This is a genomic window from Enterobacter cloacae complex sp. P13B (assembly GCF_014895915.1).
Taxonomy (GTDB): domain Bacteria; phylum Pseudomonadota; class Gammaproteobacteria; order Enterobacterales; family Enterobacteriaceae; genus Enterobacter; species Enterobacter bugandensis.
Genome location: NZ_JADBQN010000059.1, coordinates 1 through 15,484 on the forward strand (window position 1 = coordinate 1; position 15,484 = coordinate 15,484).

Below are 15,484 nucleotides of genomic sequence, written 5' to 3' on the forward strand. Positions count from 1 at the left end.
ACTGGGGATCCCTCAGCCCCGTGGGAGAGGGGAAACAGCTAGTAAAGCGTTTTCTGCGGCGGCCCGGCAAACTTCAGCGCGCCAATCTGACCCATCCGCACTTCCACTACCGACGGCCCCGGCATCGCCAGCGCTTCCGTCATCACGGCTTCAAAATCCTCTGCCCGCTCAACGCTCCACGCCTGCAGGCCAATTGCCTGTGCCAGCAGGGTAAAGTCCGGCGTATGCAGTTCGTTATAATACTGTCGCCCGCCGAAGTACTTATCCTGAATGCCGCGCATCACGCCGTAGCCCCCGTCGTTCATGATCAGCAGCGTCACGTTAGCTTTCTCCTGCGCCAGCGTCGCCAGCTCGCCTAAATTCAGGCTCAGGCCACCGTCGCCCACCAGCCCCACCACCTTGCGCTGCGGGTTGGCAATCGCGGTACCAATCGCCATTGGCAGCCCCATGCCAATCGCCCCGGCCAGGGAGTGAATGTTCATCAGCGGGCCGTTAGCGCGGAACAGACGACTGCCCCACAGGCTGCCGGAAACGGTGATATCGCGCACCAGCAGGCCGTCCTGCGGCAGGGCTTTTTCAATGGCGTCGTTGAGCTTCGCATAGGCGCCGCACTGCTCGCGCAGGCCCTGTTCAGCCTGCGAGACCACCAGTTGCACCTGCGCGTCCCACTGGGCGTTGCCCCACTCGCGGCCCTGCGCTTTTTCAGCCAGCGCGGCAAGCAGCGCTGAACAGTCGGCTACCAGCGTGTTATCCATCAGGTAGTTACGGCTCGCCGCCGCCGGGTCGATATCAATCTGCACGCGTGGAGACGGCAGCTCAAGCGTCCAGGAGCGGGTTTCGTTGCTGCGCAGGCGAGAACCGGCCACCAGCGTAAAATCACACTGCGCAATCAGCGCCTCTACCGACGGCGAATTGTGGAACGCCCGCAGGCTGGCACGATGGTCGTCCGGCAGCACGCCGCGCGCGTGGGTGCTGGAGATCACCGTCACGCCCGCATCGGCCAGCTTTTTCACCGCGTCAGCGCTTCCCAGCGCCCCGCCGCCCAGCCACAGCAGCGGCTGTTTAGCCTGCCTGAGCTGCGCCCATAAAGCATCCACCATCGCGGGATCCACAGCTGCAGCCGAAGCTGGTTTCACCGGTGCGGTCACCAGAGACAGAGGAATTTTAGCCCCCTGAATATCAATCGGGATTTCCACGGAGACCGGCCCGCACGGCGGCGTCTGCGCGTCCTGAATGGCTTTATGCAGGATAGCTATCGCCTGGCTGGCATTGCTGATGCGGTACGCCCGTTTTGAACTGGCCTTCAGGAAGGTCAGCTGGTCGCGGGTCTCGTGGATAAACCCAGTGTCGGCGTCCAGCCAGGCCTTCTCAACCTGTCCGGTTAAATGCAGTAGCGGCGTGCAGGCGTTCATCGCCTCCACCAGCGCGCCTACCGCGTTCCCCGCCCCCGCGCCGGTGCTGGTCAGCGCCACGCCGAGGCCGGAAAACCGCCCGTGGGCGTCAGCCATGGTGACGGAACCCGCCTCGCCGCGCGCGGGCACGAAGCGGATTTTTCCCCGCTGCCCTACCGCATCCGCGATCGGCAGGTTGTGAATGGAGATGACGCCGTAGATGGCCTCAACCTGATACTGCTCCAGCGTTCTGGCGATGGCGTCGCCGACGGTTATCATTTCGCTCATTGCTCACCCTTTCTCAGTCGCACCAGTGGTTGACGCTGTTACCCGTCGCCAGATAAATGCTCTTTTGCTGCATCCAGGCTTTCAGCCCCTGAATGCCCTTTTCGCGGCCCAGACCGCTCTCTTTAAAGCCCCCGAACGGGGTCGAAATCGCAAAAACTTTGTAGGTGTTGATCCACACCGTACCGGCTTCCAGCTGCTCGCTCAGGCGCAGCGCCCGCCCGGTGTCGCGGGTCCAGATCCCTGCCGCCAGGCCGTAAACCGAGTCGTTCGCCTCGCGGATCAACGCCGCTTCATCGCGAAACGGCATCGCCACCAGCACCGGGCCGAAGATCTCCTCCTGGCAGGCGCGGGCGCCGTTCGTCAGCCCTTCGATAATGGTCGGCTGGAAGAAGCTGCCGTTTGCGAGCGCCGGATCTGCCGGGATCTCCCCGCCGCACAGCACCCGGCCCCCCTCGAGCTTCGCCAGCTCGACGTATTCCTGAACGCTCTGGCGATGTTTCTCATTGATCAGCGGCCCAACGTGAACGCCGTCGGTGAAGGGGTGCCCTACGCGCAGCCCGCGAGTTAATTCCAGCAGCCGCGCCATCAGCGGCGCGTACAGGCTTTCGTGGATAAACAGCCGGGACCCGGCGATGCACGCCTGCCCTGCTGAGCTGAAAATGCCGTAGCAGATCCCGCGCGCGGCCTGCTCAACGTCGGCATCCTCCAGCACGATGGTCGGGGATTTACCGCCCAACTCCAGCGACGCCGGAATAAGCTTTTCCGCGGCCACGTGCGCCAGATGGCGGCCCGTGGCGGTGCCGCCGGTAAAGGAAATTTTTCGCACGCGGGGATGGCGCGCCAGCGCGTCGCCAATCACCGAGCCTTTGCCCGGCAGCACGCTCAGCAGCCCGGCGGGCAGCCCGGCCTGTTCAAAAATGCGCGCCAGCTCCAGCGCCATCAGCGGCGTGGCTTCGGCAGGCTTGAGGATCACCGCGTTCCCGGCGGCGATGGCCGGGGCGACCTTCTGCATCTCGCTGGCAATGGGCGAGTTCCACGGCGTGATAGCCGCCACCACGCCGAGCGGCTCATAGCGGCTTAGCGTCAGCAGATCCGGCTGGCGCGGCGTGGGTAGCTCCCCTTCCAGCAGCTCGCAGGCGGCGGCGAAGTAGCGCGCCGTTCCCGCCGCGCTCATCACCAGCCCGCGCGCCTCCGCCAGCGGCTTGCCGTTATCCCGGCTCTGCATCTGCGCCAGCTCGTCAGCGCGGGACTCAATCAGATCCGCCACCTTGTGCAGGATCTTCGCCCGCACGTGCGGCAGGCTGTTGCGCCAGACGGGATCGCGCCACGCGCGCTCGCCGGCCTCGATCGCGTCGTGCAGATCGTCAAGGTTTGCCGCGTTCAGCGTCGCATTGAGCGACCCGTCAGCCGGGAAGTGGCTCTGCATCGGGTTGCCACCGCCGCGTCGCCACTGGCCGCCGATAAAAATCTTCAGATCGTCCATCGTCACTCCTCAGCTCAGGGCCAGCTCGCGGCAGGCGCGCACCGCGCTGAGTGCCGCCAGGGTGGAGGTTTTAGGGTTAGACGCCAGCGGCAGCCCGCTCAGCTCCAGATGGAATTCGCCAAACAGCCCTTCTACGTGCAGCGTGTGGGTGTTACGTTTCGTTGCCGGGTCAACCATCAGCTGCACGCGGGTTTCATCCATCCCGACGCCGCCGAGCGCCACGGTCGCCGCCACGTTGGCGTTCGCCGGGAACAGGCGCGCCGCCTCGCGGGCGCTCCCTTCAAAAAAGACCTGCGCCTCTCTGACTGCGTTAAGATCGATAAGCTGCTCGGCATAGCTGCCGCGCCAGCTGGCCGGACTTTTACGCGACTGATAGGTGACGCGCTCAAGCCCGCCCTCCTTCGCCGCCGCCAGCCCGTCGATGCCGGCCACCGCCCCGGAAAGCAGGGTCAGTTTCCCGCCCGCCGCGAGCAGGCGCTGCTCCAGCGCGCTGTCCGCCAGCGCGCCGGTGGAAATGACCGCCAGATGCCAGCCGCGGCGCAGAATCGCTTCGCCGTACTGCGCAACCGCCTGCTGGCTGGCGCACTCCAACACCAGATCGGGCGTTTGTGCGCACGCCATCGGCGAGGTCAGCGCCTCGACCGCATCGCCAAACTGGTCGCGAATGGCGGCATGGTGAGACGCGCGCGCCACGATCCAGCCGATAGCCACGCCGGCGGGCAGACGCTCAATCACCGCCTGCGCCATGGCGCCATAACCAATTAACATTACCTTTTTCATGATGCGTCCTTACAGATGGCGGCAAAAGCCGCCGGAAACGTCCAGCGCCGCGCCGGTGGTAAACGAGGCCAGCGGTGAGGCGAGGAACAGCAGCGCCTGCGCGGGCTCCTGCGGCTTGCCGAGGCGCGCCATCGGAATGCCGCGCTTGCGCGCGATTTCCGCCGTCCACTCCGGCCAGCTCTGGCTTTTATCCGCCCGGCTTTCAAAGCGGCGCTGCCACTGGCCGGACTCGACCATACCGAGCAGTATGGAATTGACGCGAATGCCTTTGCCTCCCAGCTCTTTCGAGAGCGTCAGCGTCATGTTCAACAGCGCGGCGCGGGCTGCCGACGTGGCGATCATGTGCTCTTCCGGCTGAAGCGCCAGCAGGGAGTTCACGCAGGTGATGGAGGCGATGTCGGACCGTTCCAGCAGCGGCTGAAACGCCTGTACCGGATTAATGACGCCAAACAGTTTAAGTTCGGCTTCGTGCAGCCACGCCTCGCGCGGGGTGTCGCTGAAGTGCGCCACGTAGCCCTGACCGGCGTTGTTGATCAGCATATCCGCCGCGCCAAAGCGCGCCTGCACCGCATCCGCGAAGGCCTGCACCTCGTCGGCATTCAGCACGTCGCAGCGGTAAGAGAAAATCTCCCCGTCGGGATAGTCGTTTTGCAGCGTCGCATGGGCGCTGGCGAGCCGGTCCGGGTCGCGACCGCAGAAGGCGACTTTCGCCCCTTCGCCCAGCAGCAGGCGCAGCGTTTCAAAGCCAATGCCGGACGAACCGCCGGTAACGACCGCTACGCGGCCGTCAATGTGTGCATTCATCGCGCACCTCTTCGTTAATGCGTAAAAGCTGTTGATTAAAAAACGCGTCGTTATCGAGATAGCTCGCGTGTCCGGCCTGCGGAATCGCGGTAAACGGCATGCCGTAGCGCAGCGCCAGCCCCTGTACCAGCTCGGGCTGCGTGATCGCGTCCTGCTCGCCGCACCAGACTTCAAATTGACCGGCGTAACGCTTAAGCCAGCCGTGAATGTCGTCATGCGCCAGCATCCACGCGGCAGCGAGGTAGCCTTCGGGCCGCAGCCTGCGCATGCCCGCCGCGACGGTGGCGATATCTTCTGCGCGCGCGCCGGGGCGCAGCAGCTTCGCGGCGCGGGTCTGCGCGAGGATGTCGCCACCGAGCGCCATCTGCTGCTCGCGATTACGCCAGACCTGCTCTCGCTGCGCCGGCGCGGCATTACCGTAACCCTGCGCGGCGTCCGCCAGCACCAGATGAATAACGCGTTCAGGGAACTTCGCCGCAAACGCGCTGGCCACCAGCGCCCCCAGGGAATGGCCCACCAGTACCGCCTGCCAGACGCCTGCGCGGTCGAGCATCGCCGCCAGCGCGTCGGCGTAATCTCCCGCGTTCGCCCGCTCAACCGCCAGCATCGGGCTTTCGCCGTAACCGGGCATGTCCCACGCCAGCACGCGAAAACCGTTCAGCGTCATCTGCTTATGCCAGGACGCAGCGCCAGAGCTGATCCCGTGCAGCAGCATCAGCGGGATGCCGCTTCCCTGTTCACGAAAAGCCGTCATGTCGCCCCCTTAGTTCCGCTTCACTTTTGAGAGCGGATGATCGGAGGGATAGGTAGGGATTTCCGGCTTGTTGGTTCCCAGCATGACGCACATCAGCGCCTCTTCTTCCCCGTGGTTAAACAGGCCGCGATAGATGCCCGGCGGGACGGAGATCAGGTCACGCTCGCGCAGCACGGTTTCGGTGTAGTTATCGCCGTCCTGGATCATCAGCGTGATCTGCCCTTTGAGCATGAAGAACACCTCCTCCACGTCGTCGTGCAGGTGCAGCGGCCCTTCGCACTTCGACGGCAGCACCATGGTGGAGAAGGTAAAATGGTCCGCCTGCACGGTATTGGTGTCGTTCGCCACGCCGGTTGCCCCGGTGCCGATGTAGCGCATCTGCGCGCGGCGGTATTTCGGGTCAAAATCGGCCTGGAACTTCAGCGCGTTCCAGTCGTATTTACGGCCTTCGAAGCGCGCGATGCGCGACTCGACCCACTCTTCCATCGTCAGGTGGTCAGGTTTGATGCCTGTTTTGTTGGTTACGGTTGAATCAGTCATGACACTCTCCTCAGTAACGTCTCAGCAGCGGCAGTAACAGGACGCAGCCCACCGCCGCCATCACCGCCAGAAAAATCAGCCCGGAATCCATGCTGTGGGTGAAGGCGATCAGCGCGCCCATCACCGCCGGCGACAGCGCGCCCGCAAAGTTTCCCAGCCCGTTGAAAATGCCGCCCGCCGTGGCGCTCACCCGGGGATGGGTGGCCTTCGCCAGCAGGGCGAAAATGTTGGGTGCGCCGGTGCCCCACATAAAGGTGCTGAAGCTCATCGCCGCGATGATGGCAAGCGGGGTGTCGAGGTGCATCACCGCCGCCAGGCCTACCGCAGCCCCCGCCATCGAGATAAAGCAGGCCGCCGCGCGCTTATCGACCCGGTCAGAGAGCCACGCGCCAATCACCTCTCCCGCCAGCATGGCGATGAACGGCATCGACGACAGCCAGCCCGCGTGCTCCAGGTGGATGCCTTTGCCCTTGATGAGATAGCCCGGCAGCCAGCCGTTGATGCCCCACAGGTAGGTCAGAAAGGCGATGTTAAAGATGCAGATGATCCAGAAGTGCGGGCTGACAAACAGCTCGCGCCGCGCCGCGCGCCGCTCGTCCTGAGACGCCTGCGAGGTGCCGGTTTTTGCTTCCAGACGGATCCCGCGCAGGCCGATGCGCACAAAGATAAGCACCGGCACGGTCAGCATTGCCATGACAAAGAAGGTGCTCTGCCAGCCGAAGGTGTTCAGCAGCCAGAGGGAGAGCGGGAAGCCAATCGCCGCCCCGACCGGCGTGCCCAGCAGCCACAGCATGGTGGCGCGCGCCTGTAAATGCTGCGGGAAGTTGTGGCGCACGATGGCGAAAGCCAGCGGGAACAGCGGCCCTTCCGCCACACCCAGCAGGATGCGCAGGACGATCATCAGCGTGTAGTTATGGGTAAAGCCCATCGCCACCATCAGCACGCACCAGATCGCCATCATCCCGGTGAGCAGGCGCAGCGGCGCGATTTTGTCGCCTAAACCGCTCAAAAATACCGACGAAAAACCGTAGCTCAGCAGGAAGGCGCTCATCAGAATGCCGAGGCGCGTGGTGTCAAAATCGATGCCCATCGCCTGCTGGAAATGGGTGTCGGAAAAGAGCGCCGCGATGCTGATTTTGTCGAAAAACGCCAGCAGCACGCAGGCCAGCAGCGACAGCGGGATGGCCCAGCGCACCGCTTTTTCAGGCGTGCGGGTTCCCTCACCGCTCGCCTCAACGGGCGCGGTGTTGGTCTCTAATGTGGTCATGTCTCCCCCTACGGGTGCGGGTTAGCTATCGCAGTGACATCAGTGAAAAAGCAGGATCGGCGAGCGGTACGTCCGACAGGTCCCGCCCCGCCGCCATCCAGCGCTTCGCCAGCTTGACGGTGCGCGCATCGTTGAACGCCACCAGCTGCGTTAGCCGACCGTTGTCGTCCAGCGAGAAGTACAGCGCCTCTTCACGCACTATCGTTCGGCTGCCCGGCTGCGGAATGCCGAGGATCTGGATGTTGTGCTGATATTGATCCGACCACAGCCACGGCGCGTCGTCGTAGCCTGGCGCATCGGGGTTAAGCATCGCTTTCGCCGTCGCCACCGCCTGATTCTGGGCGAAGGCCCAGGACTGAATGCACAGGCCGTAGTGATGGTGCTGCGCCACGTCGCCTGCGGCAAAGATGAACGGATCGGACGTCCGTCCCTGGGCGTCCACCACGATCCCCCGCTCGGTGCGAAGTCCCGCATCGCGCGCCAGTTCCAGATTGAGATCGACACCGATCCCCACCACCACCGCGTCAAAGGTTTCGCGCTGGCCGTCGCAGTGGATGACCGGCAGGCCGTTATCGTCCTCCAGCTCCAGCGCGCCGCAGCCGGTACGGATCTCCACCCCCTGCTCGCGGTGGATCGCCTCTAAGCGCTGCGACACCTCGCCGCTCACCGAGCGCATGCACAGCGCGGGCTGCTGCTCGAACAGCGTGACCGCTACGCCGCTTTTGCGTGCGGAAGCGGCAATCTCGAGGCCGATCCAGCCGCCACCGACAATCGCCAGTTTTTTACTTTCCGCCAGACGCGCCTTCAGGCGCTGCGCGTCCTGCCAGTGGCGCAGAGTGTAGACCTGCGGATGCGCCGCCCACGCCTGCGAAGGCAGGCGCGCCCGCCCGCCGGTGGCCATTAAAAGAATGTTGTAACTAAGATGTTCGCCGTTGCTCAAACGCAGGGTTTTCGCTTCGCGATCGACTGATTCAGCACGCAGCGGGCGGTACCAGGTCAGGTTCAGCGCCTGCTGTGCTTCTTCGCTAAACAGCCGCGGGAGCGCCGCGTCCGGCTCCAGCAGAGACGCTTTCGACAGCGGCGGACGTTCGTAGAAATCCCACTCCTCTTCCGCCACTACGCAGATCTCGCCGTCGAAGCCCTCGTCGCGCAGGGTTTTCGCCGCCCAGCCGCCCGCCTGACCGCCGCCGATAATGACAATGCGCGACGTCATACCGCCTCCGGCTTTTTCTGCTGGCGGCGCGTGTCGTGGTCAATCCCGCCTTCTACCGCCCATTCGGTAAAGGAGACCAGGGAGTGCTCCAGCTCGCGCGGCTGCCAGTTTTCCGTCAGATAGTCGTCGTTGGTGTAATACTCAAACGCGCCGCCGGTCGGGCTATTGACGTACCAGAAGTACGCCGACGACACCGGATGGCGGCCCGGCCCGATAAAGGTGCTCCATTCATTTTTATTCATCGCGATACCGCCGCCGATCACCTCGTGGATGTCGCGCACGGTGAAGGCCACGTGGTTGAGGCCGCGCTTGCGGTTCGGCAGTTGCAGCAGGAACAGGTTGTGATGTCCGCCGCGCGCCCCGCAGCGCAGGAACACGGCGCGGTTGATGTAGCGGTCCGAAACCTGGAAGCCGAGCACCTCGCGGTAGAATTTTTCCACCGCCGCCAGCTCCTCCACGAAGAACACCACGTGCCCGACGTTGATCGGCTGCGCGCGATCGTAAACCGGGCTGGGTGTGTCGATACGGCGGGCGTCGCCCCACTGGTTGATCGGCTCAACGTTCAGCTCCACGTCGGTCTGCTGGCTGACCTGCACGCGCAGGGTCATGCCGTTCGGATCGAGACATTCCAGCGCGTCGCCCACTTCGCGAAAGCCGGGCTGCTGCGCCAGCTTCGGGCGCAGCGCGTCGAGATCGGACTGTGCGGCAACCGCCCAGGTCATGCGGCGCAGGGTGTTGCCCGCTTCAAACGCCGGCGGCAGGTCGGGGCTGTCGATGGGGTTCAGCTCCACGCGCGCGCCGCTCAGGGTGGTAAAACGCTGGCCGCTGGCATCGCCCGTCAGGCCAAAATCACGCATAAATTTGGCGCAGTGCGTCAGGTCTTCCACGCCAAATTCCAGCTTTTCAATTCCGGTTACACTCATCGTTCGTTGCCTCATCTGGCCCAAATTGGGCGTAAAACATGCCCGACGCAGTCAAGCGCCTGACGTTAACTCACTGATTTAGCTGGCCTGTGACAAATAGCCTAAGAAGCCAGAAATTTTATCCGCCGCGAGGCGAACCTCGTTTTGCAGCCGCTCGCGGTCGGTCTGCGGGATCTCCTCCGACGGCACCAGAATGCTGACCACCGCCGCCACGCGTCCGCTTCGGTCATACACCGGGTAGACGATGGAGGAGATGCCGTGGCGGAAGAAGGATTCGCCGATGACAAACCCGCGGGCTTTGTCCTGCTGCACCATCTGCCACAGGGCCTCGCGGTCGTGAAGCTGCCCCGGCGCGTTGCCCGGCAGGCGCTCGTGCGGGAACAACTGTTCGAAATCGGCGCGGGAAATATCGGTCAGCAACATGCGGCCCAGCGAGGTGCAGTGCACCGGCAGGCGGGTGCCAATGCTGACCTGGTTGATGCGCGACCCGGCGGCGCTGACGCGGGCGATGTAGATAATGTCGCGCCCGTCGCGGATCGCCAGATGGCTGCTGCACTGGCTCACGTCGCGCAGCTGCTCGATCACCGGCTGGCCGACCTGCGCCACGTCCAGCGAGGCAATGTACTCAAAGCCGAGACGCAGCACGTTCATGCCCAGCGAAAAGGTATTGGTGCGCGCGTTGCGCTCCAGAAAGCCCATGTACTCCAGCGTCTGCACCACGCGATAGGCGGTCGCCTTCGGCATATCCACCAGCCGGTGCAGCTCGGCAAAGGTCAGATCGCGATGCTGCTCGCCAAAGGCCAACAGCAGCTGTAAACCGCGCTCCAGCCCCGGCACCAGATACTTCACTTCCTGATCGTTTGCCATAATCGCTACACCTTAGTTAAAGACAAAACCGCCGTTGACCGGGATCAGCTGCCCGGTGATAAACCGCGACAGATCGCTTAACAGCCAGACCACGCTGCCGGTGACGTCTTCCGGCTGCTGCGCGCCGGTTAACGCGCGGCCATTCTCGTAGAGCTGATGGCGCTCGGCCGGAACATATTCGGTCGCCTCGACGCGGGTTAACCCCGGCGCGATGGCATTAATGCGTATACGCTTTTCGCCCAGTTCGCGCGCCATTGAGCGGGTCATGGCAATCACGGCGCCCTTGCTGGCGACGTAGGCCATCAGGCGCGGCGCACCCCACAGCGCGGTGTCGGACGCGACGTTCACGATGCCCGCCCCCTCGCACAGCAGCGGCACCGCGGCGCGCGTCACCAGCCAGGTGCCTTTGACGTTGACGCTCATCACCCGATCCCAGAGATCCGGATCGTAATCGAGCATATTTTTGCCGCCGACGCCCGTCGCCATCGCCGCGTTGTTCACCAGGCCATCGATCTGACCCTGCTCGCCAATCGCGCTGAACACCTGCTCAATGGACTGCGGATCGGCCAGATCGATAACATGCGATTCGATCGCATAGCCCCGCTCGCTCAGGGCGTGGGCGCTTTCGGCCAGCTCACCCTTGAGGATGTCGCACATCACCACCGCCGCGCCCTGCTCCGCGCAGGCTTTGGCAAAGTGAAAGCCCAGCCCGCGCGCGGCGCCGGTTATGACGATGCGTTTGCCGCTCAGCAGCCCGTTCATCAGGCGGCTCCCTGCTGTTCTTCGCGCATCGCCAGTTGCTCTTTGGCGGCCTTTTGCATCATGCGGCGCAGGCGCGAGAGGCCGACGTCGTGCTGATACAGGTATTCATGGTCGCGGGCGTTTGGCGCCAGGCTTTCCAGCACCACGCGGTCCTGCTCCAGCACTTCCCAGTGCAGTTTTTCCAGACGGTTGCGGTACATGAAGCGCCACATGTCGCGCTGCCAGCCCTGCACCCGGCGAATGCGCCAGAAGAAGACGCGGCAGTTGTCGTTATCTTCCGGCACCACCATGCCGACGATAAAGAAGTGGCCGCCCGGCCCGAAGCGCTTCTTGTACGGAATGGAGAGGCGCATCCAGCAGGTGCCGCTGTTGCCCAGCTCCACCCAGTCAAAGTTGACGCCGCTCTGCCCTTTCTTCTCGAAGATAAAGCCGGTTTTGGTCGGCTGGAGAACCATGTCGGCCTTGCGATCCCCTTCCGCCATTGAGTGCGACGAGGAGTGCAGATAGGTGCCGTGCATCGGATCCATCACGTTTTCCAGCGCGTACTGGTAATTGCATTTCCACGCGGCGGTGCAGAGGAAATTGCTGAAGCTGTCCGTATCGGCGAGCTCATCCGGGAAGGTCAGCTCGTCCGGCTGCTGGTCTGCGGTGACGCCAAACCACAGGAAGATTGCGCCGTGCGCCTCCTGCACGTTGTAGCTGCGCACGCACTGCTGGCCGACCAGCGGGCATTTGTCCACGGCGGGCACGTCTTTCACCTCGCCGTTGCCCGCGACCTCCACGCCGTGATACCAGCAGGCAATGCGGTCGCCAAGGTTCCAGCCCATCGACAGGCGTGCGCCGCGGTGCGGACAGCGGTCCTCCAGCGCCTGCACCTGGCCGTCTTTGTTGCGCCAGACCACAATCTGTTCGCCCAGGCGGGTAATGCCCACCGGTGCAGACTGCACCTCCCAGCTCGCCAGCACCGGATACCAGAGGCCGCGCAGACCTTTATCGAGATAGTGTTGTACGGTAGTCGTCATCGCGTTGCCCTCAGTAGCCGTTAACCTGTAAGAATGCCTGGAAGCTGGCCTCGCTCCACGGCTCGCCCTGCTGATCGTGCATGCGCACCGCGTTCAGCCCGTTCACCAGCTCCGGTAAGGTTTCAACCCCCTGCTCGAAGAGATCTTCCAGCGTGGCGATGAGGTTCACTTCCCAGCTTTCCGGCTCGCGGCTGCGGGTCTGCCAGATCAGGTTCTGGTAATCACCCGGCTTATGGATCGCACCGTTACCGCCCTCAGCCGGTGGGGCAAACTGACGGCTTTCCGGCAGCGCCGGGTTGTAGTTCAGGGTGTCGCTCATGCCACGGTCTCCTCGACGAAGGTAATCTGAATCTGGTTTTCAAAAACCCGAACCGGGTAGCGGTTGAGGTTGCGCCCGCCGGGGCCGTGCAGGCACTGACCGGTTTTGACGTCGAAGACCGCCTCGTGCAGCGGGCATTCCACCTTGCCGTCCTCCACGAAGCCCTGGCTCAGCAGGGCATAGGCGTGGGGGCATACGTCTTCCAGCGCGTAATATTCACCGTCAATCAAATACACGCCGATCTCTTTACCGTCGACGTTGCCGCTAAAAGGGAAATCTTCCTGTACTTGTTCTGCGTCACATACGCCTATCCAGCTCATCACGATCCTCCAGGCTTTTGTTTCATATATGAAACTCTGTTTCTTATTTAATACGGTCAATATAAAAGCGATGAATGTTTCGTCAAGCCGCAATGTGACGAATTTGTTAATCAAACGGCAATTAATTAACTAAGTGTGCAAAGGATCACGAAAAAATGCAGCGATATGAAATTTTCATTATTTCGGTGTGAAAGAATACGATTTATCGATGGCCTTAAATTTTAATAAACAGTGATTGACTTCTTTTCTTTTTGTTCCTTAAAAATAAAAGAAGGGAAAATTATGGTGTTTCACCTGTGAAACTTAATTTTATTTCTTCTTTAATAAACAATGAGTTTCACAGGTGAACCATTTTACCCACGTGACAATCACGCGCATAAAAATAGAAATAAGCGAAAACATAAGGCAGGCGTTATGACGGCAAGATGGCAAGGCACAGTGGCACTGTTATTACTGGTTATTATTTCCTACGTTGACCGGGTGAATATTTCTGTAATGATTTTAAACCCGGAATTTGCTCAGCATTTTCAGCTAAATGAAAACAGAATGTTACAGGGAATGCTTATGACCTGTTTTCTGCTGGGTTATGGATTTTCAGCTTTATTATTAACTCCGGTTATTGAAAGCAAACTCCATTATCGACAGGGATTATTGAGCAGCATAGCGATGTGGGCAGCGGTATGCGCCATTTCCCCGCTGCTCGGATCGCTGATGGGCATGCTCGTCGCGCGCACGATCCTGGGGATCGCTGAGGGGCCGCTCTTTTCGCTGAAAACGCGCTTCATCAGCGATCACTTTAGCGCGCAGGAGATCGGCAAACCCAACGCCGTGACCGCGCTGGGCGTCTCGCTCGGGCTGGCCGTGGGCTTTCCGCTGGTAACGTGGCTGATGGCGCATCTCGGCTGGGCCGGGTCGTTTTATGCCCTGGCGGTATTAAATCTTGTGCTGGGTGGCGGCCTTGTCTGGCGCTTCCTGCCCGCGCCGCGGGGTGCGGAGAAAATCAAAAAACCGGGCTTCGCAGAGACGTTTTCGCTGGCCTGGCAAACGCCGCTGCTCGGGTGGATCCTGCTGGTTGAGATTGCCACCCTGAGCTATCTCTGGGGGAGCAGCGCCTGGCTGCCCGCGTGGCTGCGCGACGAGCATCATTTCTCGCTGCACGCCACGGGCATGCTTGCGGCCATTCCCTTCCTGCTGAGTCTGGGCTCGAAGTTCCTCGGCGGGGTGCTGCTCGACAAAATGCGTCCGGAACAGGCGCCAATGCTGTTTGTGGTGGGCGGCGCGCTGACGGCGCTGTCCGTGGTCGCGCTGATGCTCAGCCATCAGCCTGCCTGGCTGGCGCTGTTTATGCTCTCGGCGAATATCTTCTGGGGACTACAGGGGGCGGCTATTCCGGCGGTGATCCAGCATCACGCCGCGCGGGAAGCGGTGGGCAGCGCTTACGGCATTATCAACGGGATCGGCAATATCTGCGCGGCGTTTATTCCGCTGCTGATGGGGATGGTGATGAGGTCGGTAGGGTCAGTCAGCTCAGGCTTTTCGGTGCTGGTCGTCTCGCAGGTAATCACCCTGCTTGCCGGGGGAATGTTGCTGCTGCGCATGCGTCGCGCAGCAGCAATCAGCGCGTAAGGCTTATTCGCCTTTTTTCGCGGCCTGGATGTAGAGCATTTCCAGCGCCAGGGTCGCCGCGGCAAGCGCGGTGATTTCGGACTGGTCATAGGCTGGCGCCACTTCTACCACGTCCATACCAACGATGTTCAGATCCTTCAGGCCACGCACCAGCTTGATGGCGCGGTCTGACGTCAGGCCGCCAATAACCGGCGTACCGGTACCCGGTGCAAACGCCGGATCCAGGCAGTCGATATCGAAGGTCAGGTATACAGGCATATCGCCGACGATCTGCTTAACCTGAGCCAGAATATCGTCCACGCCGCGATCGTTCACCTGGCCGGCGTCCAGCACGGTGAAACCGTTGTCTTTGTCGAACTCGGTACGGATGCCGATCTGCACGGAGTGGTTCGGATCGATCAGGCCTTCTTTCGGCGCGGTGTAGAACATGGTGCCGTGGTCGAACTCGCAGCCGTTCGCGTAGGTGTCGGTATGCGCATCGAAGTGCACCAGCGCCATTTTACCGAAGTGCTTCGCGTGGGCGCGCAGCAGCGGCAGAGTGACAAAGTGGTCACCGCCGAAGGAAAGCATGCGCTTACCGGCCGCCAGCAGTTTCTCTGCGTGCGCCTGCAATTTTTCGCTCATTTCGCGCGCGTCGCCGAAGGCGTACACCAGGTCACCGCAGTCCACCACGTTCAGGCGCTCGCGCATGTCGAAGTTCCACGGGAAGCGGTTGTGCTCCCAGGCCAGGTTGGTGGAAACCTGACGGATTGCCGCCGGGCCGTGACGACCACCCGCACGACCGGAGGTTGCCATGTCGAACGGTACGCCGGTGATCACCCAGTCCGCATCGCTGTCGTACGGCTGGAAGTTCATTGGAAGGCGTAAAAAACCAAACGCGTTAGATACCAGAGAGTTATCGTACTGATGACCTAAAGTGCTCATGTCCTGACCTCTTTTAACGTCGATACATTAAAAACAGATGAAAAAAAATCCCCTCCGCGTCGTTAAACCCGACGAGGAAGGGATTGATTCGTAAATCGCATATTGGGGCGAATTATCGCCGGTAATTCATACGGGTTCAAGTGAGTATAGGGCATTGTGCGGTCTGATGCCCTCACCCCAACCCTCTCCCACCGGGCTGAG

At 62.0% G+C, this 15,484-nt stretch carries 16 protein-coding genes; 1 reads left to right on the forward strand and 15 read right to left on the reverse strand.

Annotation, left to right across the window (positions count from 1 at the left end; translation table 11 throughout):
• Positions 1 to 38 precede the first annotated feature (38 nt).
• From IM273_RS21125 to IM273_RS21190, 14 genes are all read right to left on the reverse strand, one after another.
• Positions 39 to 1,679 carry a thiamine pyrophosphate-binding protein gene (locus IM273_RS21125; protein ID WP_193051899.1) on the reverse strand — a complete coding sequence of 547 codons (1,641 nt, stop codon included), beginning with the start codon at positions 1,677 to 1,679 and terminating at the stop codon, positions 39 to 41.
• Positions 1,680 to 1,692: 13 nt separating this feature from the next.
• The gene (locus IM273_RS21130; RefSeq protein WP_193051898.1) at positions 1,693 to 3,162 is read right to left on the reverse strand and encodes an aldehyde dehydrogenase; all 1,470 of its coding nucleotides are present in this window, start codon (positions 3,160 to 3,162) and stop codon (positions 1,693 to 1,695) included.
• Between the two features lie 9 nt (positions 3,163 to 3,171).
• Positions 3,172 to 3,942 (reverse strand): aspartate dehydrogenase, encoded by a 771-nt coding sequence (locus IM273_RS21135; RefSeq protein WP_028014344.1) that lies wholly within the window; start codon positions 3,940 to 3,942, stop codon positions 3,172 to 3,174.
• Between the two features lie 9 nt (positions 3,943 to 3,951).
• Positions 3,952 to 4,746, reverse strand: a complete 795-nt coding sequence (locus tag IM273_RS21140; RefSeq protein WP_193051897.1) for an SDR family oxidoreductase — start codon at positions 4,744 to 4,746, stop codon at positions 3,952 to 3,954.
• Positions 4,730 to 5,500, reverse strand: a complete 771-nt coding sequence (locus IM273_RS21145; RefSeq protein ID WP_193051896.1) for an alpha/beta fold hydrolase — start codon at positions 5,498 to 5,500, stop codon at positions 4,730 to 4,732. The genes IM273_RS21140 and IM273_RS21145 overlap by 17 nt, the downstream gene beginning before the upstream one ends.
• Before the next feature lie 9 nt (positions 5,501 to 5,509).
• On the reverse strand, positions 5,510 to 6,040 hold the full coding sequence (locus IM273_RS21150) for a cupin domain-containing protein (RefSeq protein WP_017382915.1): 531 nt from the start codon (positions 6,038 to 6,040) through the stop codon (positions 5,510 to 5,512).
• A gap of 10 nt (positions 6,041 to 6,050) precedes the next feature.
• A complete protein-coding gene (locus tag IM273_RS21155; RefSeq protein WP_193051895.1) occupies positions 6,051 to 7,307 on the reverse strand; it encodes an MFS transporter in 1,257 nt (418 codons plus the stop codon).
• Between the two features lie 25 nt (positions 7,308 to 7,332).
• On the reverse strand, positions 7,333 to 8,520 hold the full coding sequence (locus tag IM273_RS21160) for an NAD(P)/FAD-dependent oxidoreductase (protein WP_193051894.1): 1,188 nt from the start codon (positions 8,518 to 8,520) through the stop codon (positions 7,333 to 7,335).
• Positions 8,517 to 9,443, reverse strand: coding sequence for a VOC family protein (locus IM273_RS21165; protein WP_047364532.1), 927 nt, complete (start codon positions 9,441 to 9,443; stop codon positions 8,517 to 8,519). Before IM273_RS21165 ends, IM273_RS21160 begins: the two co-directional genes overlap by 4 nt.
• Before the next feature lie 78 nt (positions 9,444 to 9,521).
• Positions 9,522 to 10,310 (reverse strand): IclR family transcriptional regulator, encoded by a 789-nt coding sequence (locus tag IM273_RS21170; protein WP_048959379.1) that lies wholly within the window; start codon positions 10,308 to 10,310, stop codon positions 9,522 to 9,524.
• 12 nt (positions 10,311 to 10,322) lie between these two features.
• A complete protein-coding gene (locus IM273_RS21175) occupies positions 10,323 to 11,072 on the reverse strand; it encodes an SDR family oxidoreductase (RefSeq protein WP_049136404.1) in 750 nt (249 codons plus the stop codon).
• Positions 11,072 to 12,094, reverse strand: a complete 1,023-nt coding sequence (locus tag IM273_RS21180) for an aromatic ring-hydroxylating dioxygenase subunit alpha (RefSeq protein WP_028014352.1) — start codon at positions 12,092 to 12,094, stop codon at positions 11,072 to 11,074. Before IM273_RS21180 ends, IM273_RS21175 begins: the two co-directional genes overlap by 1 nt.
• Positions 12,095 to 12,104: 10 nt before the next feature.
• Positions 12,105 to 12,413 carry a recombinase-like helix-turn-helix domain-containing protein gene (locus IM273_RS21185; RefSeq protein ID WP_028014353.1) on the reverse strand — a complete coding sequence of 103 codons (309 nt, stop codon included), beginning with the start codon at positions 12,411 to 12,413 and terminating at the stop codon, positions 12,105 to 12,107.
• The gene (locus tag IM273_RS21190; RefSeq protein WP_003860044.1) at positions 12,410 to 12,733 is read right to left on the reverse strand and encodes a non-heme iron oxygenase ferredoxin subunit; all 324 of its coding nucleotides are present in this window, start codon (positions 12,731 to 12,733) and stop codon (positions 12,410 to 12,412) included. The genes IM273_RS21185 and IM273_RS21190 overlap by 4 nt, the downstream gene beginning before the upstream one ends.
• 414 nt (positions 12,734 to 13,147) lie before the next feature.
• Between IM273_RS21190 and IM273_RS21195 the strand changes: the two genes are divergently transcribed.
• The gene (locus tag IM273_RS21195) at positions 13,148 to 14,359 is read left to right on the forward strand and encodes an MFS transporter (RefSeq protein WP_193051893.1); all 1,212 of its coding nucleotides are present in this window, start codon (positions 13,148 to 13,150) and stop codon (positions 14,357 to 14,359) included.
• A gap of 3 nt (positions 14,360 to 14,362) precedes the next feature.
• Here the strand turns inward: IM273_RS21195 and speB are convergent, their stop codons facing one another.
• Positions 14,363 to 15,283, reverse strand: a complete 921-nt coding sequence (speB, locus tag IM273_RS21200; RefSeq protein ID WP_017382921.1) for an agmatinase — start codon at positions 15,281 to 15,283, stop codon at positions 14,363 to 14,365.
• Between the last annotated feature and the right edge of the window lie 201 nt (positions 15,284 to 15,484).